The organism is Shinella sp. WSD5-1, assembly GCF_963942435.1.
GTDB classification, from domain to species: domain Bacteria; phylum Pseudomonadota; class Alphaproteobacteria; order Rhizobiales; family Rhizobiaceae; genus Shinella; species Shinella yambaruensis.
Genome location: NZ_OZ012596.1, coordinates 3,411,783 through 3,437,372 on the forward strand (window position 1 = coordinate 3,411,783; position 25,590 = coordinate 3,437,372).

22 protein-coding genes are annotated in these 25,590 nt (G+C 65.9%); 9 read left to right on the forward strand and 13 right to left on the reverse strand.

Features of this window, described 5'->3' with window-relative positions:
- Positions 1-34: 34 nt before the first annotated feature.
- A complete protein-coding gene (locus tag AABQ55_RS16780; protein ID WP_272805817.1) occupies positions 35-1,459 on the reverse strand; it encodes an aminotransferase in 1,425 nt (474 codons plus the stop codon).
- Between the two features lie 261 nt (positions 1,460-1,720).
- On the opposite strand from AABQ55_RS16780, the gene AABQ55_RS16785 reads away from it, so the two are divergent.
- Genes AABQ55_RS16785 through AABQ55_RS16795 form a run of 3 tightly spaced genes read left to right on the forward strand, consistent with a single transcriptional unit; the run spans position 1,721 to position 4,584 of the window.
- The gene (locus AABQ55_RS16785) at positions 1,721-2,638 is read left to right on the forward strand and encodes an ABC transporter permease (protein WP_272805818.1); all 918 of its coding nucleotides are present in this window, start codon (positions 1,721-1,723) and stop codon (positions 2,636-2,638) included.
- Positions 2,635-3,459, forward strand: coding sequence for an ABC transporter permease (locus AABQ55_RS16790; RefSeq protein ID WP_272805819.1), 825 nt, complete (start codon positions 2,635-2,637; stop codon positions 3,457-3,459). The genes AABQ55_RS16785 and AABQ55_RS16790 overlap by 4 nt, the downstream gene beginning before the upstream one ends.
- 30 nt (positions 3,460-3,489) lie before the next feature.
- Positions 3,490-4,584, forward strand: a complete 1,095-nt coding sequence (locus tag AABQ55_RS16795) for an ABC transporter ATP-binding protein (RefSeq protein ID WP_272807481.1) — start codon at positions 3,490-3,492, stop codon at positions 4,582-4,584.
- Between the two features lie 91 nt (positions 4,585-4,675).
- On the opposite strand, the gene AABQ55_RS16800 is transcribed toward AABQ55_RS16795, so the two are convergent.
- From AABQ55_RS16800 to AABQ55_RS16810, 3 genes are read right to left on the reverse strand one after another with little or no spacing between them, the layout of a single operon-like run.
- Positions 4,676-5,758 (reverse strand): extracellular solute-binding protein, encoded by a 1,083-nt coding sequence (locus AABQ55_RS16800; RefSeq protein ID WP_272805820.1) that lies wholly within the window; start codon positions 5,756-5,758, stop codon positions 4,676-4,678.
- 28 nt (positions 5,759-5,786) lie between these two features.
- Positions 5,787-6,452, reverse strand: a complete 666-nt coding sequence (locus AABQ55_RS16805; RefSeq protein ID WP_272807482.1) for a TetR family transcriptional regulator C-terminal domain-containing protein — start codon at positions 6,450-6,452, stop codon at positions 5,787-5,789.
- A 41-nt stretch (positions 6,453-6,493) separates the two neighbouring features.
- Positions 6,494-7,312, reverse strand: a complete 819-nt coding sequence (locus tag AABQ55_RS16810) for a methyltransferase domain-containing protein (protein ID WP_272805821.1) — start codon at positions 7,310-7,312, stop codon at positions 6,494-6,496.
- A gap of 163 nt (positions 7,313-7,475) precedes the next feature.
- On the opposite strand from AABQ55_RS16810, the gene AABQ55_RS16815 reads away from it, so the two are divergent.
- Genes AABQ55_RS16815 through AABQ55_RS16830 form a run of 4 tightly spaced genes read left to right on the forward strand, consistent with a single transcriptional unit; the run spans position 7,476 to position 12,126 of the window.
- Complete coding sequence (locus AABQ55_RS16815) at positions 7,476-9,095, forward strand: phytoene desaturase family protein (RefSeq protein WP_272805822.1); 1,620 nt, start codon at positions 7,476-7,478, stop codon at positions 9,093-9,095.
- Positions 9,082-10,638: a phytoene desaturase family protein gene (locus AABQ55_RS16820; RefSeq protein WP_272805823.1), complete on the forward strand. Its 1,557-nt coding sequence runs from the start codon at positions 9,082-9,084 to the stop codon at positions 10,636-10,638. The genes AABQ55_RS16815 and AABQ55_RS16820 overlap by 14 nt, the downstream gene beginning before the upstream one ends.
- A 5-nt stretch (positions 10,639-10,643) precedes the next feature.
- On the forward strand, positions 10,644-11,867 hold the full coding sequence (locus AABQ55_RS16825; RefSeq protein WP_272807483.1) for an aminomethyltransferase family protein: 1,224 nt from the start codon (positions 10,644-10,646) through the stop codon (positions 11,865-11,867).
- Position 11,868: 1 nt separating this feature from the next.
- Positions 11,869-12,126, forward strand: a complete 258-nt coding sequence (locus AABQ55_RS16830) for an aminopeptidase (RefSeq protein WP_244766745.1) — start codon at positions 11,869-11,871, stop codon at positions 12,124-12,126.
- On the opposite strand, the gene AABQ55_RS16835 is transcribed toward AABQ55_RS16830, so the two are convergent.
- The 9 genes from AABQ55_RS16835 to AABQ55_RS16875 all read right to left on the reverse strand — a co-directional run bounded on the left by AABQ55_RS16835 (position 12,096) and on the right by AABQ55_RS16875 (position 23,730).
- Positions 12,096-12,722, reverse strand: coding sequence for a TetR family transcriptional regulator (locus tag AABQ55_RS16835; protein WP_272805824.1), 627 nt, complete (start codon positions 12,720-12,722; stop codon positions 12,096-12,098). The two genes, AABQ55_RS16830 and AABQ55_RS16835, sit on opposite strands and share 31 nt — an antisense overlap.
- Before the next feature lie 6 nt (positions 12,723-12,728).
- Positions 12,729-15,866 (reverse strand): efflux RND transporter permease subunit, encoded by a 3,138-nt coding sequence (locus AABQ55_RS16840; protein WP_244766747.1) that lies wholly within the window; start codon positions 15,864-15,866, stop codon positions 12,729-12,731.
- Between the two features lie 11 nt (positions 15,867-15,877).
- Positions 15,878-17,161 (reverse strand): efflux RND transporter periplasmic adaptor subunit, encoded by a 1,284-nt coding sequence (locus AABQ55_RS16845; RefSeq protein WP_443021099.1) that lies wholly within the window; start codon positions 17,159-17,161, stop codon positions 15,878-15,880.
- Positions 17,162-17,330: 169 nt separating this feature from the next.
- Positions 17,331-18,332 carry an ABC transporter ATP-binding protein gene (locus tag AABQ55_RS16850; RefSeq protein WP_272805826.1) on the reverse strand — a complete coding sequence of 334 codons (1,002 nt, stop codon included), beginning with the start codon at positions 18,330-18,332 and terminating at the stop codon, positions 17,331-17,333.
- A gap of 10 nt (positions 18,333-18,342) precedes the next feature.
- Positions 18,343-19,407 carry a Gfo/Idh/MocA family protein gene (locus AABQ55_RS16855; protein WP_272805827.1) on the reverse strand — a complete coding sequence of 355 codons (1,065 nt, stop codon included), beginning with the start codon at positions 19,405-19,407 and terminating at the stop codon, positions 18,343-18,345.
- Entirely contained in the window at positions 19,404-20,243 is an 840-nt protein-coding gene (locus AABQ55_RS16860) for a carbohydrate ABC transporter permease (protein ID WP_064330485.1), read from the reverse strand. The genes AABQ55_RS16855 and AABQ55_RS16860 overlap by 4 nt, the downstream gene beginning before the upstream one ends.
- Before the next feature lie 15 nt (positions 20,244-20,258).
- Complete coding sequence (locus AABQ55_RS16865) at positions 20,259-21,209, reverse strand: carbohydrate ABC transporter permease (RefSeq protein ID WP_272805828.1); 951 nt, start codon at positions 21,207-21,209, stop codon at positions 20,259-20,261.
- A gap of 323 nt (positions 21,210-21,532) precedes the next feature.
- Positions 21,533-22,792, reverse strand: a complete 1,260-nt coding sequence (locus AABQ55_RS16870; protein WP_244766752.1) for an ABC transporter substrate-binding protein — start codon at positions 22,790-22,792, stop codon at positions 21,533-21,535.
- A 44-nt stretch (positions 22,793-22,836) separates the two neighbouring features.
- Positions 22,837-23,730, reverse strand: a complete 894-nt coding sequence (locus AABQ55_RS16875) for an N-acetylmuramic acid 6-phosphate etherase (protein WP_272805829.1) — start codon at positions 23,728-23,730, stop codon at positions 22,837-22,839.
- A 197-nt stretch (positions 23,731-23,927) separates the two neighbouring features.
- On the opposite strand from AABQ55_RS16875, the gene AABQ55_RS16880 reads away from it, so the two are divergent.
- Both AABQ55_RS16880 and AABQ55_RS16885 read left to right on the forward strand, forming a co-directional pair.
- The gene (locus tag AABQ55_RS16880) at positions 23,928-24,815 is read left to right on the forward strand and encodes an N-acetylglucosamine kinase (protein ID WP_272805830.1); all 888 of its coding nucleotides are present in this window, start codon (positions 23,928-23,930) and stop codon (positions 24,813-24,815) included.
- Positions 24,812-25,576 carry a GntR family transcriptional regulator gene (locus AABQ55_RS16885; protein WP_272805831.1) on the forward strand — a complete coding sequence of 255 codons (765 nt, stop codon included), beginning with the start codon at positions 24,812-24,814 and terminating at the stop codon, positions 25,574-25,576. The genes AABQ55_RS16880 and AABQ55_RS16885 overlap by 4 nt, the downstream gene beginning before the upstream one ends.
- Positions 25,577-25,590 lie beyond the last annotated feature (14 nt).

Sequence of the window (25,590 nt, forward strand, 5' to 3'; positions counted from 1 at the left end):
TCCACACCACACCGCAGGCCCAACGCGAAGAGCCTCAGCCCTTCCAGAGCCCTTCGCGCGCCAGGTCGTCCATCGTCAGTTCGATCCCCTTGCGCAGGATCGATGCCATGTCGTCGATCTGTTCCAGCGAAATGGTGAGCGGCGGCGACATCACGCACATGTTGATGAGCGGGCGCACCAGGAGGCCGAGTTCCTGGCAATGCCGGTCGATGCGCTTGCCGACCTCCAGGTCGAGCGTCAGCGGGTTCTTGCTGACCCGGTCGGCGACGCATTCCACGCAGGCCATCAGCCCGAGGCCGCGCACCTCGCCGACCAGCGGCAGGTCCTCCAGCGCCTTCAGGCTCGCCTGGAAATGGTCGGTGACGGCGCGCGCATGGTCGAGCAGCCCGTCCTCCAGGATGTCGAGGTTCTTCAGCGCCACCGCGCAGCCGACCGGATGGCTGGAATAGGTCAGCCCATGCGCGAACATCGCCTCCGAATGGTTCGAGCGGCGCAATTCCTCGAAGAGGCGCCCGGCGATCATCACCCCGCCGAGCGGGAAATAGCCCGACGTCACGCCCTTGGCGAAGGTGATCATGTCCGGGTCGATGCCGAAGACGTCCTGCGAGGCGAAGACATGGCCGAGGCGGCCGAAGGCGGTCACCACCTCGTCGGCGATGAAGAGGATGTCGTTGGCGCGGCAGAGCGCGTGCATGCGCTTCAGGTAACCGGCGGGCGGCACGATGACCCCGCCGGACGCCATGACCGGCTCGGCGATGAAGGCGCCGATATGTTCCGCCCCCCTCTCCTCGATCACCGCGCGGAACTCCTCGACGAGGAAATCGCAGAAGGCCTCGACGCTCATGCCCTCCGGCCGGCGGAACGGATCGGGGCAGGACAGCTTGACGACGAGATCGCCGGCGCTGTCCATCCAGTCATGGTCGCGCGGCCGGCCGTTGAGCGAGGCGGAGAGGTACGTCGAGCCGTGATAGCCGCCCTGGCGCGAGACGATCAGCTTCTTCTCCGGCCGGCCTTTCACATTGTTGGCGAACTGCATGAAGCGCAGCGCCGTCTCGACCGCCGACGAGCCGCCGGTCGTGTAGAAGACATGGTCGATCCCGTCGGGCGCATGGCCGGCAAGGCGGGCGGAGAGCACGGCGGAGGGCGCGTTGGTCGTGTACCAGGGCGAATTGTAGGAGAGCTCCATCGCCTGCGCGGCCATGACGTCGGCCAGTTGCCTGTTGCGATGGCCGGCATTGACGCACCACATGCCGGCAGGCCCGTCGATCAGGCGCCGGCCGGCGGCATCGGTCACATAGATGCCCTCGCCCGCCTCGATGCGCCCGCGCGCCTCCGCGCCGATGGAGCCGGAAACCGGCCAGGGCTGCACCAGATGGCGCTCGGCCAGCCGGGTGAGTTCGTCGCCGGCCGCTTCGTCGGCACGCCGGTCCTCGTTCGCCGTCTTCGGAATTGCCGCCATGTCCCTCTCCATCGATTATTTGCCAGAAAGAATCTCGGAACAACGATATGAAAGATTTTGATTTTCCCAATCATATTGAATGTTCGTTCAATCAATATTGCAGAAACAGGGCTTGATTTCAACGGGGATTTCGGCGCATGCTGTCCACCAGGGAACAGCAGCGTGCCCGAGAAGGAGTACGCAGAGGCCGAAAAGGCGCAGGCGCATGGGAACGGGAAATCTCACGCTCTACGAGAGTTGTCGCGGCGGGAGTTGCGGCCGATGACGGCGGCGGCGTTCGGCGCGCTTGCCGATACGCCCTCCTCCGGGAGGCGCAAGGCCTGGATGCGCAGCGAGGAGGCCCGCGGCCTCGCCCTGATCTCGCCGACCTTCCTCTATGCGCTGGCGCTGCTCTTCCTCCCGGTCCTCATCGTCATCGCCTACAGTTTCTGGACCCAGGACTATCTCGACATCGACCGCACCTTCACGCTGGAAAACTACCGGCAGGCCCTCACCGAGCCGATCTATCGCGACCTCTTCGTCCGCTCGCTGTGGATCTCGCTGACGGTCAGCATCGTCACCGTCGTCTTCTCCTATCCGGTCGCCTGGTTCATCTCCTTCCACGGCGGGGTGCACAAGAACCTCTGGCTCTTCCTCGTCACCGTGCCCTGCTGGACGAGCTATCTTCTGCGCGTCATGTCGTGGAAGGTCATCCTCGGCTATGGCGGCGTCATGAACACCGGCCTCATCTCGATGGGCCTCATCGACAAGCCGCTGACCTCGCTGCTCTACAATTCCAACGCCGTCGTCATCACGCTGGTGCACAGCTGGGCGGCCTTCGCCATCCTGCCGATCTACGTCTCGCTGCAGAAGATCGACCGCACGCTGATCGAGGCGGCGCGCGATCTCGGCGACAGCCGCCTGAAGGCCTTCCTGCGCATCACCCTGCCGCTCTCGCTGCCCGGCATCATCTCCGCCTTCCTGATCGTGATGATCCCGACCGTCGGCGACTATGTCACGCCGCGCCTCGTCGGCGGCAAGGACGGCGTGATGATCGCGACCGCCATCCAGGCACAGTTCGGCAAGGCCGCCAACTGGCCGCTCGGCGCTGCCCTCTCCGTCACGACCATGGTGCTCGTCTCGCTCACGGCGGCGGCCGTCGTGCTCGCGCTGAAGTTCACCGTCAGGAGGATCAGATGAGCCTCCTCACGCGGCGCCTGCGCGTCCTTCCGTTCCTGCCGGCCTATGTCGCGCTCTATTTCCTCTTCCTCTACCTGCCGATCCTGCTTCTGCCGGTCTTCTCCTTCAACGATGCGGCGACGACCACCTTCCCCCTCGCCGGCTTCACCACCAAGTGGTACGCCTCGCTCGCCGGCAATTCGGTCATGCTGCAAGCGGCCTGGAACAGCCTCGTCGTCGGCGTCGCCGTCTCGCTGCTCTCCACCGTGCTCGGCATCTGCGCCGCCCGCGCCATCACGCGCTACCGCTTCCGCGGCCAGAGGGCGGCGGCCGGCCTCATCATGGCGCCGCTCTTCCTGCCGGAGATCATCGTCGCCGTGTCGCTGCTGATGATCGTGCTGGCGATGGGCGTCGAACTGTCGCTGATCACGGTCATCCTCGGCCAGACGGTGTTCTGCGTGCCCTATGCCATGTCGGTGCTGGTCTCCGGCTTCGAGGGGTTCGACCGCAGCCTGGAGGAGGCCTCCTACGATCTCGGCGAGACCGCCATCGGCACCTTCCGGCGCGTCACGCTGCCGGTCGTCGCGCCGGCCATCGTCTCCAGCCTGCTCGTCACCTTCACCATCTCACTCGACGAGTTCATCCTTGCCTTCTTCCTTTCCGGCACCGAGCCGACGCTGCCGGTCTATATCTGGGGGCAGTTGCGCTTCGCGGCGAAGCTGCCGGGCGTGCTGGCGCTCGGCACCGTCATGCTCGTCGCCTCCATCCTGATGCTCACCCTCGCCGAGATCCTGCGCCGCCGGGCCGAGCGCCGCACGCAGATGGCATTCACGCTGCCTTAGAAACAGGAGCCGGACATGGCCGACCGCCCGATGATCGAGATCGCCAACGTGTCGAAGTTCTACGGCATCTATAAGGCGCTCGACGATGTCTCGCTCACCATCGGCGAAGGCGAGTTCTTCTCGCTGCTCGGCCCGTCCGGCTGCGGCAAGACCACGCTCCTGCGCTCCATCGCCGGCTTCGAGACGCCGACGGCGGGCGAGATCTTCATCGACGGCGTGCCCTCCCTCGCGCTGGCGCCGAACCGGCGCCCGACCAACATGGTCTTCCAGAACTACGCCATCTTCCCCCATCTCGACGTCGCCGAAAACGTCGCCTACGGCCTGAAACGGCTGAGGCTTTCCGCGCAGGACGAGAGGAAGCGGGTGGGCGACGCGCTCGACCAGGTGCGCCTTTCCGGCCTCGGCCAGCGCAAGGCGCATGAACTTTCCGGCGGCCAGCGCCAGCGCGTGGCGCTCGCCCGCGCCCTCGTCATGCGGCCGAAGGTGCTGCTGCTCGACGAACCGCTCTCCGCCCTCGACAAGAAGCTGCGCGAGGAGATGCAGGTGGAGCTGCGCACGCTGCAGAAGGCCGTCGGCATCACCTTCATCCTCGTCACGCACGACCAGTACGAGGCGCTCGCGCTCTCCGACCGCATCGCCGTGATGTTCGGCGGCCGCATCGCGCAGATCGCCAGCCCGAAGGAAATCTACCAGCGCCCGCGCACCCGCAAGGTCGCCGATTTCCTCGGCGGCATGAATTTCCTGAAGGCGAAGGTGCTGGGAGAACAGGGCAATGCCGTCTCGGTCGACGCCGCCCGCTTCGGCGCGGTCAACCTCGACAAGCCGCAGGGCTTTGCCGCCACAAACGGCCACGTCACCGTCGGCATCCGCCCGGAACGGCTGCGGCTCCTGTGGGACGACGACCGCGCCCCGCACGAGCTTGCCGGCCGCATCGAGAACCGCGCCTATTTCGGCGAGGTCACGCATCTGACGGTCGGCGTCGACGGTCTGGAACAGCCGCTCTCGCTGGTCGAGACGAACAATTTCGGCGCGGACGACCTGCCGGTCGGCGCGGAGATCCGATTGGCCTATGATCCGGAGGCGTTCGTGTTGCTGGCGGAGGATGAGGCGATACGGCGGATCTGAGCGAATAGCGAATAGCGAATAGCGAATAGCGAATAGAAGGTAGCGACGCCAAAACTATTCGCTACTCCCTATTCGCTATTCGCCCCCTCCCTCAATACCCCGATTTGATCTTCTCGAATTCCGCGATCATCTTCTGCCGCAGCTCCGTCGGGATCGGCGCCTGGAACAGCGTGTTGGCGACGAAGGCGTCGACGTCCGCATAGCCCTTGTCGGCGAGGATCTTCGGATCGACGGCGGCCATGCCCTTGGCGTTGGAATGGCCGTAGCCCCAGCTCTCGACCATGTAGGCCGCAATGCCCGGATCGGTGACGGCATTGAGGTAGTCATAGGCAAGGTCTGCGCTGCCTTCGCCGCCCTTCAGCCGCGAATAGCCGCAGACCCAGGTAGACAGCCCCTCCTTGGTGTCCTTCTTGATGGCGACCGGCTGGCTTTCGGCCTGCAGCGTCGTCGCCGTCTCGTTCCAGGCCCAGGCGAGATCGACCTCGCCGCTCGCCAGCGCCTGGCTGAGGTCGGTATTGTCGGTCCAGTAGAGCCGCACGTTCTTGTGCACCTCGCGCAGGAAGGCGGAGGCCTCCTCGAACTGCGCGTCCGTCAGGCTCGCCCAGTCCTTGACGCCGATGGCAAGGCTCGCCAGCGCATAGGCATCGTCCACATTGTCGCCGATCGAGACGCGGTCCTTGAACTTCGGATCGGCGAAGGCCCTGAGCGAGGCGATTTCTTCCGGCTTCACCGTGTCGGTGCGGTAGGTCAGCACCGTGTTGCCCCATTCGAAGGGCAGGAACCAGGCCGTGCCGTCGTCCGAGGTCATCAGGTTCTTCATGCCCTTGAAGGCCGGCAGGATATCGTTCCACGCGGCCAGCCTGGACGTGTCGAGCGGCTCGAGCAGCCCGGCCTCGCGCCATTTCACGATGCTTTGCGCGCAGGGATGCGCAAGATCGGCCTTGAAGCCGGAGCGCAGTTTCTGGAAGGCCTCCTCCTCGTCGCCGAAGAACGAGAAGTCCGGCGAGCCGCCGTGCTTTTCCGTGTAGGCGGGGTGGAAGGCGGGGTCCTCGTAGCCGGACCAGTCGAAGACCGTGAGCGTATCGGCGGAAAAGGCTGGAAGGGCGTTTCCGAGGGCGAGGAAGGCGGCCAATGCCGCTATCGTGGTGCGTTTGGCCGTGTGTGCAGTCTTCATACCGTACTCCTTCCCCGTTTCGGGTTCCCTATTGTGATTGTGGTCCTTGCAAGGTGAGATGCTTCGGGAAGATCGCGACGACGAAGGTGATCGCCGCCTCCAGCGCCTTCTCCCGCGTGGTGCCGTCGCCCATCATCAGGCGCAGCCACAGGCCCTCCAGCATGGCGCAGAGCGAGAGCGCCATCGGCTCCGGCTCGTAGGCGTAATCGCCCTCCGCCTTCAGCGCGGCGCAGAGCGAGATCACGGTCTCCTGGTATTTCACGTCGCGCGCGCCGCACAGCGCCTGGTAGGTCGGCCGGGACTTGGCCTCGCCCCAGAAGGCGCACCAGGCGGCAAGCTTGCGCTTGGTGCAGATCTTGCGGTCGAAATCCGCATGAACCAGCGCCCAGACGCGGCTCGCCGCATTCGGGCCGGCCTTTTCCAGCGCCGCGTTCCAATGGTCCGCATATTCCTCGGACATGAACTGCAGCGTGGCGATAAGCAGGTTTTCCTTGCTCTCGAAATGGAAGTTGACGATGCCGCGCGAAAGGCCGGCACCGTCCGCGACATCGGCGAGCGTCGTGTCGGAATAGCCGCGCCTGGCGAGCGAATCGATCGTCGCCTCGACGAGCTGCTGCCGCCGCGTCTCCTTGGAGGCCTTGCGCCCCCGCTTCTCGCCGTCGCCCGAGCCCTGTTCAGCCCCGCCTGCCCGCATCTTCACCGCCACCTTGCCTTTGGGATTGCGCATCGTCACGGTCACGGGCGAACTCCCGCGGCCGGCTTGGTGCCGCGCAGATGAGCCGGACAATGCTCCCCGCTGTCAAGAACCTTCTGCATGGCCGTCCAGGTGCGGATGTTCTTGGCGACATAGGCCTCGCCCACCGCCGCCACCGCCTCGGCATGGAGCGGCCCTTGCAGCCGCGCCAACTCGCCGCGCGCCACCTCGCGATACCAGGCATTGCGGCTCTCCACCCTGCGATCGGCAAAGCCCGCCGCCGCCATGGCCTCAAGATAGCAGCGCGGCGAGGCCATGCCGAAGCTCAGCCCTTCGGCGGCGATGTAGTCCTGCATATCCGGGCTCGGCGCGCCGTCATGGCCGATCAGCCAGTCGGATGCGGCCAGAACGCCGCCCGGCTTCAGCACGCGGAAAAGCTCGGTAAACAGCGCCTCCTTGTCCGGCACATGGATCATCGCATCCTTGGAGAAGACGACGTCGAATTCATTATCGTCGAACGGCAGGCGGCCCGGCGGGCTGGAGACGAAGCGCGCGACCGCGCAAAGCCCGGCACTTGCCGCCGCCGCCCGCGCCCGGTCGATGACCGGCTGCTCCACATCGTAGCCGACGATCTCGGCCGGGCCGTGGGTCCTTGCGATATGCAGCGTGATACCGCCGGCCCCGCAGCCGAAATCGAGGACACGCCTGCCCTTCAAGTCGACGCCCGAAAGGACACGGTCGACCTCCGCCGGCCCGCCCGGCGAAAGGTAGCCCTCGCCCCACAGGACCGCGAGGAAGCGGATCGCCGCCTCGTCATATTCCGGCTCCGCCGCCGCACCGTCCCTGCCCGTTGCCGTCATGGCCTCCGTCACCCTTCGGCCGCATGGCCGGCGCGCTTTTTCCCTGGCCGAAATTCTAGCGCATAATCAGGCGATTGCAAGATACTTGCTGAATGATCATTCAGAATATCTGGACAACATTTTGCTTTTGATGCAGCTTTTAGAAACAAGGGAGACATCAAAAATGCAAAAGTACGATGCCCTGATCGTCGGCGGCGGCCATAACGGGCTGGTTACCGCCTGTTATCTCCAGCGCTCCGGCCTGAACGTCGCGGTGCTCGAAAAGAACCGCTGGGTCGGCGGGGCGGCGACGAGCCGCGAACTGGCCCCGGGCTTCCTCTACTCCAACTGTTCCTATGTCTGCTCCCTCTTCCGGCCGGAGATCATGCGCGACCTGGAACTGCCGAAACACGGCCTCCAGGTCATCGCCTACGAGGGCGGCGCGGTCTTCACCCGCGACGGCGACTACCTCGCCTCCTACCGCGACCACGACAGCCACCGCCGCGAATTCGCGCGCTATTCGAAACGCGACGCCGAGGCCTACGAGCGCTATGCCCGCGACGTGACGCGCCAGTGCCGCTTCATCCAGCCGCTCCTGATGCGCACCGCCCCCGATCCCTTCGGCTTTCGCCCGCGCGACCTCTCCGAATTCCTCTATCTCGCCAGAAAGTTCGGCGAGTTCAGCCCGCAGGAAATGGCAGAGACGCTGCGCTTCTGGACCATGTCGATCTCCGATTTCCTCGACGAATATTTCGAGACCGACGTCATCAAGGCCTATCTCGCGCTGTCGGGCATCATCGGCACCGCGCTCGGCCCCATGTCGCCCGGCACCGCCTATGTCCTGCTGCACCACTACATGGGCGAGGTGGACGGCTCCGTCGGCGCCTGGGGCTATGCGCGCGGCGGCATGGGCGCGGTGACGCAGGCGCTCGCCCGCTCCTTCGAGGCTTCCGGCGGCACCATCCGCACCGATGCCGAGGTCTCGAAAATCCTCACCCGCGGCGGGCGCACCACCGGCGTCGTGCTCGCCAACGGCGACGAGGTCAACGCCGGCCTCGTCGTCTCGAATGCCGACGTGAAGCGCACCTTCCTGAAGCTCGTGGACGAGGACACCCTGCCCGGCGACTTCGTCCACCGGGTCAGGCATTTCAAGATGCGCGGCTCCTCCGGCAAGGTGAACATCGCGCTCGACAGCCTGCCGGAGTTCCCGGCCCTGCCGGAAGGCTCCTCCTGCATACGCGGCGACATGCATTTCACCGATTCGATCGAGCGCATGGAACGCGCCTATGACGACTGGAAGGCGGGCCGCTGGTCGGCCGATCCCTTCCTCGACATGGTGATCCCGACAACGCTCGACCCGACCATGGCCTCGCCGGGAAAGCACTTCATGAGCTGCTTCGTGCAGTATTGCCCGCCGAAGCTCCAGGGCCGCGACTGGACGGATGCCGACCGCGACGCCTTCGCCGAGACGGTGATCGGCCAGATCGCCGACTATTCGCCGGGCTTCCGCGAGCGCATCGTGCATATGGAGGTGCGCACGCCGCGCGAGATCGAGAACGAGGTCGGCCTGACGGAGGGCAACATCTTCCAGGGCGAGCTCACATTCGACCAGTTGCTCTTCAACCGGCCGGTGCCCGGCTATGCCCAGTACCGCAGCCCGATATCCGGCCTCTACATGTGCGGCTCCTCCACCCATCCGGGCGGCGGGGTGATGGGCGCGCCCGGCCGCAACGCCGCCGCCGAGATCCTGCGCGACCTGAAGCGTTCCCCCGAACAGATGAGCAAAGCCCATGACGTCATTTGATGCCATCGTGATCGGCGCCGGCCACAACGGCCTTGCCGCCGCCACCCGCCTCGCCAAAGGCGGCCGCAAGGTCCTGGTGCTGGAAGCGGCGAACGAACCGGGCGGGGCGACGCGCGGCCGCGAGTTCGCCCCCGGCTTCCGCTCCGCCGGCCTTGCCCATCTCGTCAACCGGCTCGATGCGGACGTGGCGCGCGACATCGGCCTCGACCTTGCCGGCGCCGATACCTTGCTGCCGACCACGGTTCTCGACGGCTCGGGAAAGGCCGCCGTGCTGCACGGCGCCTATGGCGAGCGCATCGACGGCGTCTCGCCTGAGGAGGCGGAAGCCTTCGCGGCGCTGCGCACGAAACTGGTCTTCCAGGCGGGCATCCTGAAGCGGTTCCTCCGCCGCCCGCCGCCGCAGATCGGCGCGCTCTCGCTCGGCGACCTCTCCACCTTCGCCGCTACCGGCTTCGGCCTCATCCGCAAGGGGCGCGGCGAGGGTCGCGATTTCCTGCGCATGCTGCTGATGAACGTCGCCGACGTCGCCGACGAATATCTTTCGGACGACCGGCTGAAGGGCCTCCTCGCTTTCGATGCGACGCTCGGCATCCATCTCGGCCCCCGCTCGCCGACCTCCCTGCTCGGCCTCTACTATCGCCTGACCGGCGAGGTCGCGGGCAAGGCCGGCGGCCAGTTCGTGCCGGCAGGCGGCATGGCGCGCGTCGCGCCCGCCTTCCTGCGCGCCGCCGAAAAGGCCGGCGTCACCCTGCGCTGCGGCACGCCCGTCGGCCGCATCCTCGCCGATCGCGGCCGGGCGAGCGGCGTGGTTCTCGGCGACGGCACGGAGATCGTTGCCCCCGTCATCGTCTCGGCTATCCACCCGCAGACGACCTTCCTCCACCTCGTCGATCCCGCCGAAAGCAGCACCGGCTTCGTGCGCTCGGTGAAGAACGTGCGCAGCCACGGCAATGTCGCCAAGCTCGACCTCGCGCTCGACCGCATCCCGAACTTCACCGGCCTGCCGGCGGAAGCCCGCGGCGGGCGCATCGTGCTCGTGCGCTCGATGGAGCAGGTCGAGGAGGCCTTCAACCCGGCGAAGTACGGCGAATTCTCCAGCGACCCCGTCATGGAGGTGACATTGCCGAGCCTTGCCGACCCGTCATTGGCGCCCAGCGGCGGCTGCACAGTGTCGGCACTCGTGCAATATGCGCCCTACCGCCTCAAGGCGGGCTGGGAGAGCGGCAAGCCGGCCTTCCTCAGGATCGTGCTCGACACGCTGGAACGCCATGCGCCTGGCCTCGGAAAGTCCGTGGTCGCGGCCAGCCTGATGACGCCGGTCGATATCGAGGCGGAATACAACCTGCCGGGCGGCCATTGGCATCACGGCGAATTGCAGGCCGACCAGCTCCTCGTCAACCGGCCGACCGGCGCCGCTTCCGGCTACCGCACGCCCATCGAGGGCCTTTATCTCGCGAGCGCCGGCGCGCATCCGGGCGGCGGCATATCCGGCCTGCCGGGCTGGAACGCGGCCCGCCACATCCTTTCGGGAGCGAGCGCATGAACGCCATGACGAAATCCGCCGCGGAGCTGCGCCGCGCCGCCCGCAACCATATCCTCGCGCCGCGGCTCGAAAGCCCGTTCCATGATCGTCTGATGGCGCTGAGCGAGGTCAACGACTGGTACAACTGGGCCGGCTACAAGGCGCCGCATGCGCTGTTCGACGGCGAACTCGAATATTTCGCCATCCGCTCCACCGCCGCCCTCTTCGACATCTCGCCGATGGTGAAGTACCGCATCGCCGGCCCGGATGCCGAGCGCTACCTCAACCGGCTGACCCTGCGCGACGTGCGCAAGCTCGGCGTGAACCGCGTGCACTACACCGCCTGGTGCGACGACCACGGCCATGTGCTGGACGACGGCACGCTCTTCCGCCTCGGCGAGAGCGAATTCCGCCTCTGCTGCCAGGAACGCCACCTGCCCTGGCTCCTCGACAGCGCCTTCGGCTTTGCGGTCGACATCCACGAGGAGACGGAGGAGGTCGCCGGCCTCGCCCTGCAGGGGCCGACGAGCTACGCGGTGCTGCGTGACGCGGGCTTTGCCGGCGTGGAGGCGTTGAAACCTTTCCACATCGGCATCTTCCCGCATGAGGACGGCGACGTGACCATCTCGCGCACCGGCTTCACCGGCGATCTCGGCTACGAACTCTTCGTGCCCCGCGCCAGGGCGCTCTCGCTGTGGGACCGGCTGTGGCGCGCCGGCGCGCCGCACACGATCCGCGCCATCGGCTACGGCGCGCTCAACCAGGCGCGCATCGAGGCCGGCTTCATCGTCGCCAACACGGATTTCGTCACCGCCGAGGGGGCGCTGCGCGCCGACCGGGTGCGCATGCCGGACGAGATCGGCCTCGACTGGCTGGTCGATCCGGACAAGCCGAATTTCAACGGGCGCCGGGCGATCCTCGACGCGCGGCGGAATCAATCTCTCAAGCACATCCTCGTCGGCCTTGAAATCGAAGGGAATATTCCCGCCGAGCATGCCATCGTCTATCATCGGCAAAAGCACGAGGCGGGCCTCGTCACCGCCGCGATCTGGTCGCCGACGGCCAAGCGCAACATCGCCATCGCCAGCCTCGAAAGGCCCTACGGATCGAAGCTCACGGAGGACCTCTGGGTGGAGATCTATGCGATGCGGGAGCTGAAATACCAGAAGCTGATGAAACGGGCGAAGATCGTGCCGCGCCCCTTCGTCAGGCTCGCCCGACGCACAGCGAGCCCGCCGGGCCTCACCTGACATGGACGAGGAGACCCGCCGCAACTGGGAGATCATCGCCATGCCGCCCGGCGCCGAATGGTCCGGGCGCGCGCGCTATGCGGCGGCCATGTATTTCTGCCAGCGCGGCGAGATGGCGCCGGAGGTGCTGGAGGTCTATCGCATCTGTTCGCGGCTCGATGCAGAGGACCCGGTTTCCGTGCTGCGGCGCTGGAAGATCGGCGGCGAGTGGATCGAACGGCTCGAGGCCTATCGCGCCGAGGGGGCGTGCGAGGAATAGGTCGCGAACAGGCGGCGGAGGGCATCCCTGCCTTCGCTGGCAATGTCGAACCTGCGGCCGAACAGCAGCCATTCCGAGCACAGGCCCTTGATGACCCAGCGCAGCATGGAGGCCGCCGAGCGCGGCGTCCAGCAGGCGCAGAGTTTGCCCTGTTTCTCCGCCTTGGCGAAGGCGGCTTCCAGCGCCTGCATGTGCTCGTCGTCGAGATCGTTCTGCCGCTCGGAGATCGCGGAAAATTCGCCGGACGTATCGCAGCGCAGGAGGATCGACAGGATGCGCTGGCGGTGCTCGTCGGTGGCAAGCAGTTCGAGCCATTCGCGGCCGACCCGTTCGAGCACCCCGAAGACATCGGCGTTTTCGGCTTCCAGCTCGCGGGCGATCAGGTCCTCCTGCGGCATGGGCAGCGAATTGTAGAGCTCCAGCACGAGATCCGCCCGGTTGGCGAAGTGCCAGTAGATGGCGCCGCGGGTGACCCCCGCGGCACGCGCCACATCCTCCATGGAGGCATGGGCGACACCTTTTTCGTAGAAGACCTTTTCTGCCGCCAGCAGGATCTGCTGGCGGGTTTCCTTGGCCTCTGCCTTGGTCCGGCGCATGGCGGCCTACTCCGCCGGGCTTGCCGCCGGTGCCGGCTCCTCCTTTTTCTTCCTGCCGTAGCCGAACAGCTTCATCACGAAGACGAAGAAGACCGGCACGAAGAAGATGGCGAGCACGGTGGCGGTGATCATCCCGCCCATCACGCCCGTGCCGATGGCGCGCTGGCTGCCCGAGCTTGCGCCCGTCGCGATCGCCAGCGGCAGGACGCCGAGCGTGAAGGCCAGCGAGGTCATCAGGATCGGCCGGAAGCGCAGGTGGCAGGCCTCGATCGTCGCGTCGATCAGCGACCTGCCCTCCGCCATCAGGTCCTTGGCGAACTCGATGATCAGGATGGCGTTCTTCGCCGAAAGGCCGATGATCGCGATCAGGCCGACCTTGAAGTACACGTCGTTCGACATGTCGCGCAGCGTGACCGCGATGACCGCGCCGATGACGCCGAGCGGCACCACGAGGATGACCGCGAACGGGATCGACCAGCTTTCATAGAGCGCCGCAAGGCACAGGAACACCAGGAGGATCGAAAGGCCGACGAGGATCGGCGCCTGCGAACCGGACTGGATTTCCTGCAGGGACTGGCCCGTCCACTCATAGCCGAAGCCCGGCGGAAGCTGGGCGGCAAGCCGCTCCATCTCGGCGATGGCATCGCCCGAGGAGAAGCCCGGCTTGGTGTCGCCGCTGAAGCGGACGGACGGATAGCCGTTGTAGCCGACCGTCTGCGTCGGCGCCTTCACCCATTCCACGCTCGCAAAGGCCGAGATCGGCACCATGCCGCCGTTCGAATTGCGCACGTTGAGGTTCAGGAGGTCGGCCACCTGCATGCGCTCGCCCTGGTCCGCCTGGACCGTCACGCGCTGCATGCGCCCGGCATTCGGGAAGTCGTTGACATAGGTCGAGCCGAGATTCGTCGAGATCGTCGAGTTGATGTCGGCGAAGGTCACACCGAAGGTGTTGGCCTTCTCGCGATCGATCATGACGTTGACCTGCGCCGCATCCGGCATGCCTTCGACGCGCACGCCCGCCACGACATTGCTCTGCGCGGCAAGGCCGAGAAGCTGATCGCGGGCCGCCGAGAGCGCCTCCTGGCCGAGGCCGCCGCGGTCCTGCAGGCGGAAGGAGAAGCCGCCCGTCGTGCCGAGACCCTGGATCGGCGGCGGCGACAGCGCGAAGCTGATCGCATCCTTGATCTGGCTCATCGCGACGGTCGCCCGGCCGGCGATCGCCTGCGCGGCGTTTTCCGGTCCGCGCTCGCTCCAGTCCTTCAGCGTCACGAAGGCTAGGCCGGCATTCTGGCCTGCACCGAAGAAGGAGAAGCCGTTGATGCCGACGATGGTGTCGACCGCCGTTTCCTGGCCGAAGATCTTCTCGGTCTGGGACAGCACCTCGTCCGTGCGGTGGCCGGTCGCTTCCGAGGGCAGCTGCATCATGACGATGACGAAGCCCTGGTCCTCATCCGGCAGGAACGAGGACGGCAGCTTCATGAACATGTAGCCGAGGCCCGCGAGGATGGCGAGGTAGATCACCATGAACCGGCCGGCACGGCGGATCAGCCACCCGACGCTGCCGCTATAGCTCCTCGACGTCCTGTCGAAGCTGCGGTTGAACCAGCCGAAGAAGCCGCGCTTGGCATGGTGATGCCCCTTCGGCACCTGCTTGAGGAAGCTGCCGGCCAGCGCCGGCGTCAGCGAGAGCGCCAGGAACGCCGAGAACAGGATCGAGACGACCATCGTCAGCGAGAACTGCTGGTAGATGACGCCGACCGCGCCCGGGAAGAAGCCCATCGGGATGAAGACCGAGGCGAGCACCAGCGTGATGCCGATGACGGCGCCGGTGATCTGCTTCATCGCCTTGCGGGTCGCCTCCTTCGGCGGCAGGCCCTCTTCCGACATGATGCGCTCGACGTTCTCCACGACGATGATCGCATCGTCGACGAGGATGCCGATGGCGAGCACCATGGCGAACATGGTCAGAACGTTGATCGAGAAGCCCATGGCAAGCATGACGGCGCAGGTGCCGAGCAGCGCGACGGGTACGACGAGCGTCGGGATGATCGTGTAGCGGATGTTCTGCAGGAACAGGAACATCACCAGGAAGACGAGGCCAACCGCTTCGAGAAGCGTGTGCAACACCTTCTCGATCGAGACCTTCACGAAGGGCGAGGTGTCGTAGGGGATCGAATATTCGAGGCCGGGCGGGAAGAACTGCGCCAGTTCGTCCATGCGCGCCTTGATCGCCTCCGACGTCTGCATGGCATTGCCGGTCGGCGAGAGCTGCACGCCGATCGCCGCCGAAGGCTGGCCGTTGAGACGGGTCGAGAAGGAATAGGTTTCGCCGCCCACCTCGACGCGGGCAACGTCACGCAAGCGCACGGCCGAGCCGTCCGCATTGGCGCGCAGCACGATGGAGCCGAATTCTTCCGGCGTCGTCAGTTGCCCCTTGATGTTGACGGGCGCTGCGATCTGCTGGGTGATCGGGTTCGGCTGGGCGCCGATGGAACCGGCGGCGATCTGCGCGTTCTGCGCCTGCACGGCGGCGGTGATGTCGGCCGCCGTCAGGTTGAGCCCGAGCATCTTGTCGGGGTCCAGCCAGATGCGCATGGAGCGCTGCGTGGCGAAGAGCTGCGCACGGCCGACGCCCGGCACGCGCTGGATTTCGGAAAGGATGTTGCGGTTGAGATAGTCGCCGAGGCTGATGGCGTCCATCGAGCCGTCGGTGGAGGTCAGCGAGACGATCAGGAGGAAGCCGGAGCCCGCCTCCTCCACCTGCACGCCCTGGCGGCGCACGGAATCGGGAAGGCGCGGCTCGACGCGGCTGATGCGGTTCTGCACGTCGACCGAAGCCTGGCTCGGATCGGTGCCGGGCGCGAAGGTGATGTTGATCTCGGCCGAGCCCGCAGCGCTCGAGGTCGATTCGAAATAGAGCATGCCCTCGACGCCGTTCAGCTCATCCTCGATGAGCTTGGTGACGCTCTGGTAGGTGTCCTGCGAGGAGGCGCCGGAATAGGTGGTCGAGACCGAGATCTGCGGCGGCGCCACGTCCGGATATTGCGCGATCGGCAGAAGCGGGATGGAGATGGCGCCGGCGATCATGATGAAGATCGCGACGACCCAGGCGAAAATCGGCCTGTCGATGAAAAAACTGGGCATCGTCCGGATCCTTACTTTGCCTGCTCGGCCTTGGCGGCGTCGTCGCCGCCTTCGGCCTTGCCGGTCTCGCCGGTCTGGGCAGCGCCCTCCGTGGTGGCGGCGTCGCCCGCCTGGGCCGCGCCGCCTTCGGCAGCCGGCTGCTGGGCGCCGGCGACCGCGCCCGGGTTCCATTCCGCCGGAATGACTTCACCGCCCGGCTGAACCTTCTGGAAGCCTTCGACGATGATCTTCTCGCCATCCTTCAGGCCATCGGTGATGACCCAGCGCGTGCCGGCCGCGCGGCCGACGCGGACGCTGCGGGTGCCGGCCTTGTTGTCGGCGGAGACGACATAGACGAGCGCGCTGCCCGACGAGTCGCGCTGGACGGCCTGCTGCGGCACGAGCACGGCATTCTTCTCGATGCCCTGCTCGATCTGCACGCGCACATACATGCCCGGCAGGAGGTCGCCGTCCGGGTTCGGGAATTCGCCGCGCAGCGTCACCTGGCCGGTCGTCTCGTCGACGGCGGCCTCGGAGAACAAGAGCTTGCCCGGATGCGGATAGGCCGAGCCGTCGTCCAGCACCAGCTTGACGTCGGCGGAATTGTTGTCGGCCATCAGGTCGCCGTCCTCCAGCGCCTTGCGCAGGCGCATGAGATCGGTCGCCGACTGGGTGAAGTCGGCATAGACCGGATCGAGCTGCTGGATCGTCGCGAGGTTCTCCGTGCCGTTCGCCGACACCAGAGCGCCCTCGGTGATGAGCGCGCGGCCGATGCGGCCGCTGATCGGCGCCTTGACCTCGGTATATTCGAGATTGAGCTTCGCGGTCGCAAGGCTCGCCTCGGCGATCGCGACATCGGCATCCGCCTGCGCCAGCTGGGCGACGGCGTCGTCGTAGGTCTGCGCGGAGGCGACGTTCGACTTGCGCAGCTGCTCCTGACGCTCGGCCGTGTTCCGCGCCTGGGCCTGGACGGCCTTGGCACGGCGCAGCGTCGCCTCGGCGCTGTCGACCTGCACCTGGAACGGCGCGGGATCGATGCGGTAGAGCACGTCGCCTTCCTTGACCTGCGAGCCCTGCTCGAAGATGCGTTCGATGACGATGCCGGTCGCCCGCGGGCGGACCTCGGCCGTGCGCGTTGCCGCGATACGGCCGGGAAGGTCGTTGGTGATCGGCACGTCTTCCGTCTTCACGGCGACGACGGCCACCTGCGGCGGCGGAAACGCAAAGCCGCCCTGCGGCGCCTGCTCGTCCTGACAGCCGGCGAGAATCAGAAGGGCGCCGAAGGTCGCAATCGAAATCGGTCTCGTGAAACGCATGGGTTCTTCCATAAGCGGTGCCGCCCGAAGCGCGGCAGGGTCCTGAAAACGTGAAGATGCGGTGATCGCAGGACCACCGCATCGCAACATACAAACAACGCTGTATGTTAGTTTCTGACGTTTGACAATCGCTGCCGCGGCGCCAATCACGGACTTGTGATGAGGGTCCTCATCGTATGGCACGACCATTTGCATCGAAACGATGCAGCTGGTTTTTCGCCGGCGTGGCGAAGACCACATCGTCCGGTTGATAGTGGTGCTCCCCGAACAGGCGGACGGTGAAGGCCCCGACCTTCTCCGATTCCAGATAGACGATGGTATCGGCGCCGAGATGCTCGACATGCACGGCCTTCGCCTGCCAGTCGCCGCTCTCGCGCGACAGCGTGATGTGCTCCGGACGCACGCCGATGGTCTTGGCGTCGGAGGCGCCGAGGCGCCCCGCATCGATGAAGTTCATGCCCGGGGAACCGATGAAGCCGGCGACGAAGAGGTTGGCCGGCCGGTTGTAGAGCTCCATCGGCGAGCCGACCTGCTGGATGACGCCCGCATCCAGCACCACGATCTTGTCCGCCAGCGTCATCGCCTCGACCTGGTCGTGCGTGACGTAGATCATGGTGGCCTTCAGCTCGCGGTGCAGCCGGGCGATTTCGAGGCGGGTGTTGACGCGCAGCGCCGCATCGAGGTTGGACAGCGGCTCGTCGAACAGGAACAGCTTCGGCTCGCGCACGATGGCGCGGCCGATGGCGACGCGCTGGCGCTGCCCCCCGGACAGTTCCGCCGGGCGACGGGCGAGGTACTTTTCCAGCGACAGCATGCCCGAGGCCTTGGCGACGCGCTTTTCGATTTCGTCCCTCGGGGCGCCCGCCTGCTTGAGGCCGAGGCCCATATTGTCCTTGACCGTCAGGTGCGGATAGAGCGCGTAGGACTGGAACACCATGGCGATGCCGCGCTTTGCCGGCGGCACGGTCACGACTTCCGTGCCATCGATGGTGATCGAGCCGGAGGTCGCATCCTCGAGGCCGGCGATGATGCGCAGCAGCGTGGACTTGCCGCAGCCCGAGGGGCCGACGAAGATGACGAATTCGCCGTCCTTCACGTCGAGGTCGATGCCCTTGATCACGTCGACATTGCCGAAGGACTTGCGTACGGATTTGAGTTGAAGAGAGCCCACTGATATCCCCTTAGAGCTTGACCGGTTGGCCGGTTCTGACACTTTCATCGGCCGCCAGGCAGATCCTCAGCGACTGCACCGCGTCGTCCATGTGCCGGGTGAGGTCGATGTCCTCGCGGATCGCCTTCAGCACATAGGCCTGCTCGCGGTCGCACAGTTCCTGGTGGCCGGGCTCGCCGGCCATCTTCAGGTCCTCGTCCGGCGACAGGAACCTGCCGTCCGGGCCGGTGGCCGCGTTGTGCAGGCGGATGACCGCCGTCTTGGTGTGGGTGTCGATGTCGTCCGACTTGGCGTTCGGGTCCATGACAATCGAGACGGAGCCGTTCGGCGACATGACGTCCTTCACGAAGAAGGCCGTTTCCGAGATCATCGGCCCCCAGCCCGCCTCGTACCAGCCGAGCGAACCGTCGTCGAAGAGCACCTGGAGATGGCCGTAATTGTACATGTCCGGCGCGATCTCGTCGGAGAGGCGCAGGCCCATGCCGCGCACCTCGACCGGCTTGGCGTCGGTGATCTGGCACATCACGTCGACATAGTGCACGCCGCAGTCGACGATCGGCGGCGTCGTCTGCATCAGCGCCTTGTGGGTCGCCCAGGTCGGCCCGCTCGACTGCTGGTTCAGGTTCATGCGGAAGACGTAGGGCCCGCCGAGCTTGCGCGCTTCCTCGATGAGCCGCATCCAGGAAGGATGGTGGCGCAGGATGTAGCCGACGACGAGCTTGCGGCCGTTCGCCTTCGCGCAGGCCACCACCCGCTCGGCATCCGCCACGGTCGTCGCCAGCGGCTTTTCGAGGAAGACATGGGCGCCCGCTTCCATCGCGGCGATCGCATATTCGGCATGGCTGTCCGAATAGGTATTGATCGAGCAGAGCTCCGGCTGCAATTCGCGCAGCGCCTCCGGGAAGGACGGATGGATCTCGTAGCCTTCCAGCCCGGCCGGGACGGGAACCTTCGAGCGGTTGACGAGGCCGATGATCTCAAAGCCCGGATTCTCATGGTAGGCGAGCGCATGGCTGCGGCCCATATTGCCGAGGCCGGCGGACAGGACGCGGATGGGGGACGTGGCAGAACTCACTTGACTGCTCCCGAGGTGATGCCGCGGATCAGCTGCCGCGAGAAGATGAAGTAGAGGATGAGGACGGGCAGGATCGCGAGCGAGAGCGCGGCGAGCACTGCATTCCAGTTGGTGACAAACTGGCCGATGAAGATCTGCGAGCCCAGCGTCACCGTCTTGGTCGCCTCGCTCGGCGCCAGGATCAGCGGGAACCACAGGTCGTTCCAGATCGGGATCATGGTGAAGACCGCGACCGTCGCCATGGCCGGCCTGACGAGCGGCAGGACGAGGCGGAAGAAGATCGCATATTCCGAAAGGCCGTCGATGCGTCCGGCATTCTTGAGGTCGTCGGAGACGGTCCGCATGAACTCGGAGAGGATGAAGACGGCGAGCGGGATGCCCTGCGCGGTATAGACGAGGACCAGCGCCGTCAGCGTGTTGACCAGCCCCGTCGCCACCATGCCCTGCAGGATCGCCACCGTGCCGAGACGGATCGGGATCATGATGCCGATGGCAAGGTAGAGGCCCATCAGCGTGTTGCCGCGGAAGCGGTATTCCGAGAGCGCGAAGGCGGCCATGGCGCCGAACAGCAGCACCAGCGCGATGGAGGCCACCGTGACGATGAAGCTGTTCTGGAAGTAGGTCGCGAAATCCCCCTGCCCCAGCACCGTCGTATAGCCGACGAGGTCGAAGGTCTCCGGCGTCGGAAGCTGCATCGGGTTGCGGAAGATGGCGTTGCGGTCCTTCATCGAGTTGATGAGCGTCAGGAACACCGGGAAGACCGAGATGATCGCATAGCCGATCAGCGCCAGGTGGACGAGCGACGTGCGGGTCAGCGAAGTGCGTGCTTTGGACATGTCCGGCCCTCCCGATCAGAACTGGTAGCGACGCATGCGCCGCTGGATGGCGAAGAGATAGAGCGAGACGCCGGCGAGGATGATGAGGAACATGACCGTCGCGATCGTCGCGCCCATCGAGCGGTCACCGAGCTGGAGCTGGAAGCCGAAGAAGGTGCGGTAGAGCAGCGTGCCGAGGATGTCGGTGGACTTGTCAGGCCCGGCAAGCGCCCCCTGCACGGTGTAGACGAGGTCGAAGGCGTTGAAGTTGCCGACGAAGGTGAGGATCGAGATGATGCCGATGGCGGGCAGGATCAGCGGCAGCTTGATCTTCCAGAACTGGCTCCAGCCGGTAACGCCGTCGCATTCGGCCGCCTCGATCACCTCTTCCGGGATGTTGAGCAGCGCCGCATAGATCAGCATCATCGGAATGCCGACATATTGCCAGACCGAGATCAGCGACACGGCGATCAGCGCCGAACCCGGCTTGCCGAGCCAGGGCGAGAAGAAGGACTTCAGGCCGACCAGATCCATCAGGTAGGGCGAGACGCCCCAGATCGGCGAGAGGATCAGCTTCCAGATGAAGCCGACGATCACGAAGGACAGCAGCGTCGGCAGGAAGATCGCCGTGCGGTAGAAGGCGGCAAAGCGCAGCTTCGGAATCGACAGCATGGCCGCGAGCGCCACCCCGATCGGGTTCTGCACCAGCATGTGGATGATGAAGAAGATGACGTTGTTCTTCAGCGCGTTCCAGAAATCGGCCGCCCAGCGCTCGTCGCCGAACAGCACCTTGAAGTTGCCGAGGCCGACGAAGGCCGGCTGGCCGTCCACCGTGTTGAACAGCGACAGGCGCAGCGTCTCGATGAGCGGCAGGATCATGACCGCCGAATAAACGATGAAGGCCGGCAGCAGGAAAACGCCGATATGCCAGCGCCTTGGCCGCCTGATCGGCCCCGTTGCCTCATGGGAAGAAGGTATGTCGCTCATGGCCCAGCGTGCCCCGTCCGGTTGTTGTTGGTTAGGTCCGCATGCACGGACGCGTTGCGCGGCCGGTTGTGCCGCACATGACAAATTCAGCATACACGATAGTGCCGGGGTCGCTCCCCGATTTTGCCTTGCGGCGTCCTGACCTATCCATCTTCGGAAAGATCGGGGGCACCCAGCCCCTCATCCGGCCTGCCGGCCACCCTTCTCCCCGCAAGCGGGGAGAAGGAGACTTGCCGCAACGTCTCGGTCCCCTCTCCCCGCTTGCGGGGAGAGGGCTGGGGTGAGGGGCATCCCCCTCCCCGCACATCTATTTTGTCCCGGTCTTAGTTAGCCGGCTTGTACCAGCTGTCGAGGCCCTTCTGGAGCTTCTCGCCGGCCACCTCAGGCGTGTCCGTGCCGTTGATGACGTTGGCCGATTCGGTCCAGGTCTCGTTTTCGAGGTTCGGCGTGCCGCGCGACAGGATCTGGTAGGTCGAGCGGATCGTCGGCTGGCACTTCTCGCGCCAGGAGACGAATTCCTGCGCCAGCGGGTCGTTCATCTTCACGGCCGTCGAGTTCAGGCTGAAGAAGCCCGGCAGCGAGTTGGCGTAGATGTCGGCAAATTCCGGCGAGGCGACGAAGCTCAGGAACGTCTTGGCGGCCTCTGCATTGCCGCTCTTGGCGTTGAGGCCGATGCCGATGTCGTTGTGGTCCGAGATGTAGCAGGTGTCGCCGGCATTCTTCACCGGCGGCGGGAACGCGCCCATCTTGAACTGCGCCTGCGTGTTGAACAGGCCGATTTCCCAAGAGCCGGCCGGGTAGATGGCAGCGCGGCCGAGCGTGAAGAGGTTCTGGCTGTCCGGATAGGTCTGGGCTTCGAAACCGTCGCCGAGATAGTCCTTCCACTTGGCGAGAACGCGGTAAGGCTCGACCCAGGCGTCGTCGGTCAGCTTCTGCGTGCCGGCGATCAGCGCCTTGCGGCCTTCCTCACCCTTCCAGTAGGTCGGGCCGATGTTCTGGTAGCCCATGGTCGCGGCCTCCCAGAGGTCCTTCGTGCCCATGGCCATCGGGATGTAGCTGCCCTCTTCCTTGATCTTGTCGAGCGCGGCGAAGAATTCGGCTTCCGTCGCCGGAACGGCGATGCCGAGCTGGTCGAAAGCGTCCTTGTTGTAGATGAAGCCGTGGATGACCGAGGCCATCGGCACGCAGAAGGTCGTCGCGCCGTCGTCCGTCGTCCAGGCGGACTTGGCGACGTCGGAGAAGTTCTCCATGCCCGGCAGGTCGTTCAGGCCGGCAAGGTGCCCCTTGTTGAAGAGTTCGAGCGAGGCGTCGAACGGACGGCAGGTGATGAGGTCGCCGGCCGAGCCGGCGTCGAGCTTGGCGTTCAGCGCGGCGTTGTATTCGGTCGGCGCGGTCGGCGAGAAGACGACCTTGATGCCGGGATTCTTGGCTTCGAAGGCCGGGATGATCTTTTCCTGCCAGATGGACAGGTCGTCGTTGCGCCAGCTTTCGACCGTCAGCGTGACGTCCTGCGCCTGGGCAAGCCCGGCCGTGCCGAGGATGCTCGTGGCGAGCAACAGGCCTTTGATTGCGGTGCGTGTCATTTCATTCTCCCCTTTTATGCGCCGCGGCGCGTTTTGAGACCAGTTTATCCAAGGGTTTTCAGGGCGCGCCGGAGGCTCTGCCCCGCGCGGTCCAGCGCCGCCTCGGCCGCGCCGGCATCCCGCGCCCCCGCAGCGAGCAGCACGGCCGTCTTGACCGAGCCTTCGGAGCGCTGAAGGAGGCGTTCCGCCTCGTCGAGCCCGACACCGGAAATGTCGGAGACGATGCGGCAGGCACGTCCTCTCAGTTTGATGTTGTCGGCCTTGAGATTGACCATGTGGCCATCGTGCACATGGCCGAGATGCACGCCGACGAGCGTCGAAAACATGTTGAAGGCGATCTTCTGCGCCGTGCCGGCGCCCATGCGCGTCGAGCCGGAAATGACCTCCGGCGGCGTTTCGAGCAGGATCGCGACATCGGCCCCCTCGAACAGCGCGGCGCCGGGATTGTTGGCGAGCGCCACGACCCGGGCGCCCTTCTCCTTCGCATGGGATGCGATCGCCAGCACATAGGGCGTGCTGCCGCTCGCCGAAACGGCGACCACGCAGTCGCGCGCGCCGATGCCTGCCGCCGCGGCGTCGCCGACGGCGAGCGCGCGGTCGTCTTCGTAGCCGCCCGCCAGGTCTTCGAGGCTCGCAGCCCCGCCGGCGAGCAGGATGACGATGCGATCGCGGGAAATGCCGTAGGTGCCGGGAAGTTCGAGCGCGTCGGCCATGGCCATCAGGCCGGAGCTGCCGGCGCCCACATAGACGAGGCGTCCGCCAGACAGAAGCGCATCGGCCGCAAGACGGGCGGCAGTGGCGATATCGGCAAGCGCCGCATCGACGGCGCCGGCCGCGACCTTCTGGGCATCCGCAAGCACTTTCAGCACATCCACGGGCTGACGCTCGTCCAGCCCGCTTGCCTGATCGTGTCTGCCTTCTGTCCTGCCTGCAGCCATCGCCGTGTCTCCTCTGGCCGGAATTAATGCCAAAAAAATACCAATTGTCCATAGGAAATTAATTTTTGAGACCACTTTTTTGATCTCAAATATTTTTATCATTTAAAAGCAGTAGTTTAAACGAAAGCTTATTTTCGACATCACCATACCCCTTGGTTAATGGTATTTTTTTGGTATCGTTGTGCTCGGAGGTGCCCATGACAGACCTTATTCTCGGTATCGACGGCGGGGGGACGAGTTGCCGCGCGGCGGTCGCACGCCCGGACGGCACCATCCTGGGGCGCGGCAAGAGCGGCGCGGCCAATATCCTCACCGATCCCAACAATGCGATCATCTCCATCACGGAAGCGGCCAGGGCCGCCTATCGCGACGCCGGGCTCGACGAGGCCGGCGTCGATGGCGCCTCCGCCTTCCTCGGCCTTGCCGGCACCAATGTCGGCGATCTCACCCGCTACGTGCACGACCGCCTCCCCTTCCGCCATACGGACATCGATTCCGACGGCCTGATCGCCCTGCAGGGCGCGATCGGCGATACGGACGGGGCCGTCGCGATCCTCGGCACCGGCTCCATCTATATGGGGCGCAAGAACGACGTGGTCCGCTATGTCGGCGGCTGGGGCTTTACCGTCGGCGACCTCGGCGGCGGCGCGCGCATCGGCCACGCGGCGCTCCAGGAAGCGCTGCTCGCCCATGACGGCGTGCATCCGCGCTCGGGCCTCACGGATGCCATTCTCGACGAGTTCAAGCACGATCCGCGCGGCATCGTCGAATTCGCCCGCCTCTCCAAGCCCGGCGATTTCGGCCGCTATGCCCCCCTCGTCTTCACCCGCGCGAAGGAGGGCGACCCGCAGGCGATCGCCATCGTCACGGCGGGGGCGGCAAGCGTCAACGAATCCCTCGACGCCATCATGGCGCTGGCCGGCGCGCCGCGGCTCTGCCTGCTCGGCGGCCTTGCCCCGCTCTATCCGCAATGGCTCTCCGAGCATCACCGCGCGATCCTGGTGGAGGCCGAGGCGGACGCCCTGACCGGCGCCGTGGCGCTGGCCGCCAAGGGTTACAGAGAGCGAACGGGAGCTGCCGCATGACCACGCCCCTTGCCGCGATCCTCACGCCGGAAAGCCTGCAGTCGGGCGTGCCCGGCCCGCTCTATATCAAGCTGCGCCAGATGCTGGAGGAGGCGATCACCTCGGGCAAGCTGAACTACGGCGACGCCCTGCCCGCCGAGCGCGACCTTGCCGACCACGCCAATGTCAGCCGCGTCACCGTGCGCAAGGCCGTCGACGACCTCGTCAAGGACGGCCTGCTGGTACGCCGCCACGGCTCCGGCACCTTCGTCGCCAAGCCAGTCGCCAAGGTACAGCAGTCGCTCTCCCGCCTCACCTCCTTTACCGAGGACATGGCCCGGCGCGGCCTCGTCACCCGCGCCGAATGGCTGGACCGCGGCCTGTTCCACCCCTCGCCGGACGAGATGATGATGCTCGGCCTTCCTGCCGACGCCCTCGTCGCGCGGCTCGGACGCCTGCGCGTCGCCGACGACATGCCGCTCGCCATCGAGCGCGCCTGCATCTCGGCGGAATTCCTGCCGGATCCGATGCAGGTCACGACCTCGCTCTATGCCGCGCTGGAAAAACGCGGCTGCCGGCCGGTGCGCGCCGTGCAGCGCATCTCCGCCTACAACATGAAGGATCCGGACGCGGCCATGCTCGGCGTGCCCGCCGGCTCCGCCGGGCTTTCCATCGAGCGGGTGTCCTATCTGCGCTCCGGCCGGGTGGTCGAGTTCACCCGCTCCATCTATCGCGGCGATGCCTACGATTTCGTCGCCGAACTGACGCTTTCCGAGACGTGACCAACCGCAAAGGC

Bases quoted from the DNA above. Each gene is read 5' to 3' on its own strand.
- AABQ55_RS16780 (WP_272805817.1), bottom strand. From the start codon at position 1,459: ATGGCGGCAATTCCGAAGACGGCGAACGAGGACCGGCGTGCCGACGAA.
- AABQ55_RS16845 (WP_443021099.1), bottom strand. From the start codon at position 17,161: ATGCGTTTCACGAGACCGATTTCGATTGCGACCTTCGGCGCCCTTCTG.
- AABQ55_RS16840 (WP_244766747.1), bottom strand. From the start codon at position 15,866: ATGCCCAGTTTTTTCATCGACAGGCCGATTTTCGCCTGGGTCGTCGCG.
- AABQ55_RS16875 (WP_272805829.1), bottom strand. From the start codon at position 23,730: ATGGCTGCAGGCAGGACAGAAGGCAGACACGATCAGGCAAGCGGGCTG.
- AABQ55_RS16790 (WP_272805819.1), top strand. From the start codon at position 2,635: ATGAGCCTCCTCACGCGGCGCCTGCGCGTCCTTCCGTTCCTGCCGGCC.
- AABQ55_RS16885 (WP_272805831.1), top strand. From the start codon at position 24,812: ATGACCACGCCCCTTGCCGCGATCCTCACGCCGGAAAGCCTGCAGTCG.
- AABQ55_RS16820 (WP_272805823.1), top strand. From the start codon at position 9,082: ATGACGTCATTTGATGCCATCGTGATCGGCGCCGGCCACAACGGCCTT.
- AABQ55_RS16860 (WP_064330485.1), bottom strand. From the start codon at position 20,243: ATGTCCAAAGCACGCACTTCGCTGACCCGCACGTCGCTCGTCCACCTG.
- AABQ55_RS16785 (WP_272805818.1), top strand. From the start codon at position 1,721: ATGACGGCGGCGGCGTTCGGCGCGCTTGCCGATACGCCCTCCTCCGGG.
- AABQ55_RS16870 (WP_244766752.1), bottom strand. From the start codon at position 22,792: ATGACACGCACCGCAATCAAAGGCCTGTTGCTCGCCACGAGCATCCTC.
- AABQ55_RS16880 (WP_272805830.1), top strand. From the start codon at position 23,928: ATGACAGACCTTATTCTCGGTATCGACGGCGGGGGGACGAGTTGCCGC.
- AABQ55_RS16800 (WP_272805820.1), bottom strand. From the start codon at position 5,758: ATGAAGACTGCACACACGGCCAAACGCACCACGATAGCGGCATTGGCC.
- AABQ55_RS16810 (WP_272805821.1), bottom strand. From the start codon at position 7,312: ATGACGGCAACGGGCAGGGACGGTGCGGCGGCGGAGCCGGAATATGAC.
- AABQ55_RS16835 (WP_272805824.1), bottom strand. From the start codon at position 12,722: ATGCGCCGGACCAAGGCAGAGGCCAAGGAAACCCGCCAGCAGATCCTG.
- AABQ55_RS16795 (WP_272807481.1), top strand. From the start codon at position 3,490: ATGATCGAGATCGCCAACGTGTCGAAGTTCTACGGCATCTATAAGGCG.
- AABQ55_RS16825 (WP_272807483.1), top strand. From the start codon at position 10,644: ATGACGAAATCCGCCGCGGAGCTGCGCCGCGCCGCCCGCAACCATATC.
- AABQ55_RS16815 (WP_272805822.1), top strand. From the start codon at position 7,476: ATGCAAAAGTACGATGCCCTGATCGTCGGCGGCGGCCATAACGGGCTG.
- AABQ55_RS16805 (WP_272807482.1), bottom strand. From the start codon at position 6,452: ATGCGGGCAGGCGGGGCTGAACAGGGCTCGGGCGACGGCGAGAAGCGG.
- AABQ55_RS16865 (WP_272805828.1), bottom strand. From the start codon at position 21,209: ATGAGCGACATACCTTCTTCCCATGAGGCAACGGGGCCGATCAGGCGG.
- AABQ55_RS16830 (WP_244766745.1), top strand. From the start codon at position 11,869: ATGGACGAGGAGACCCGCCGCAACTGGGAGATCATCGCCATGCCGCCC.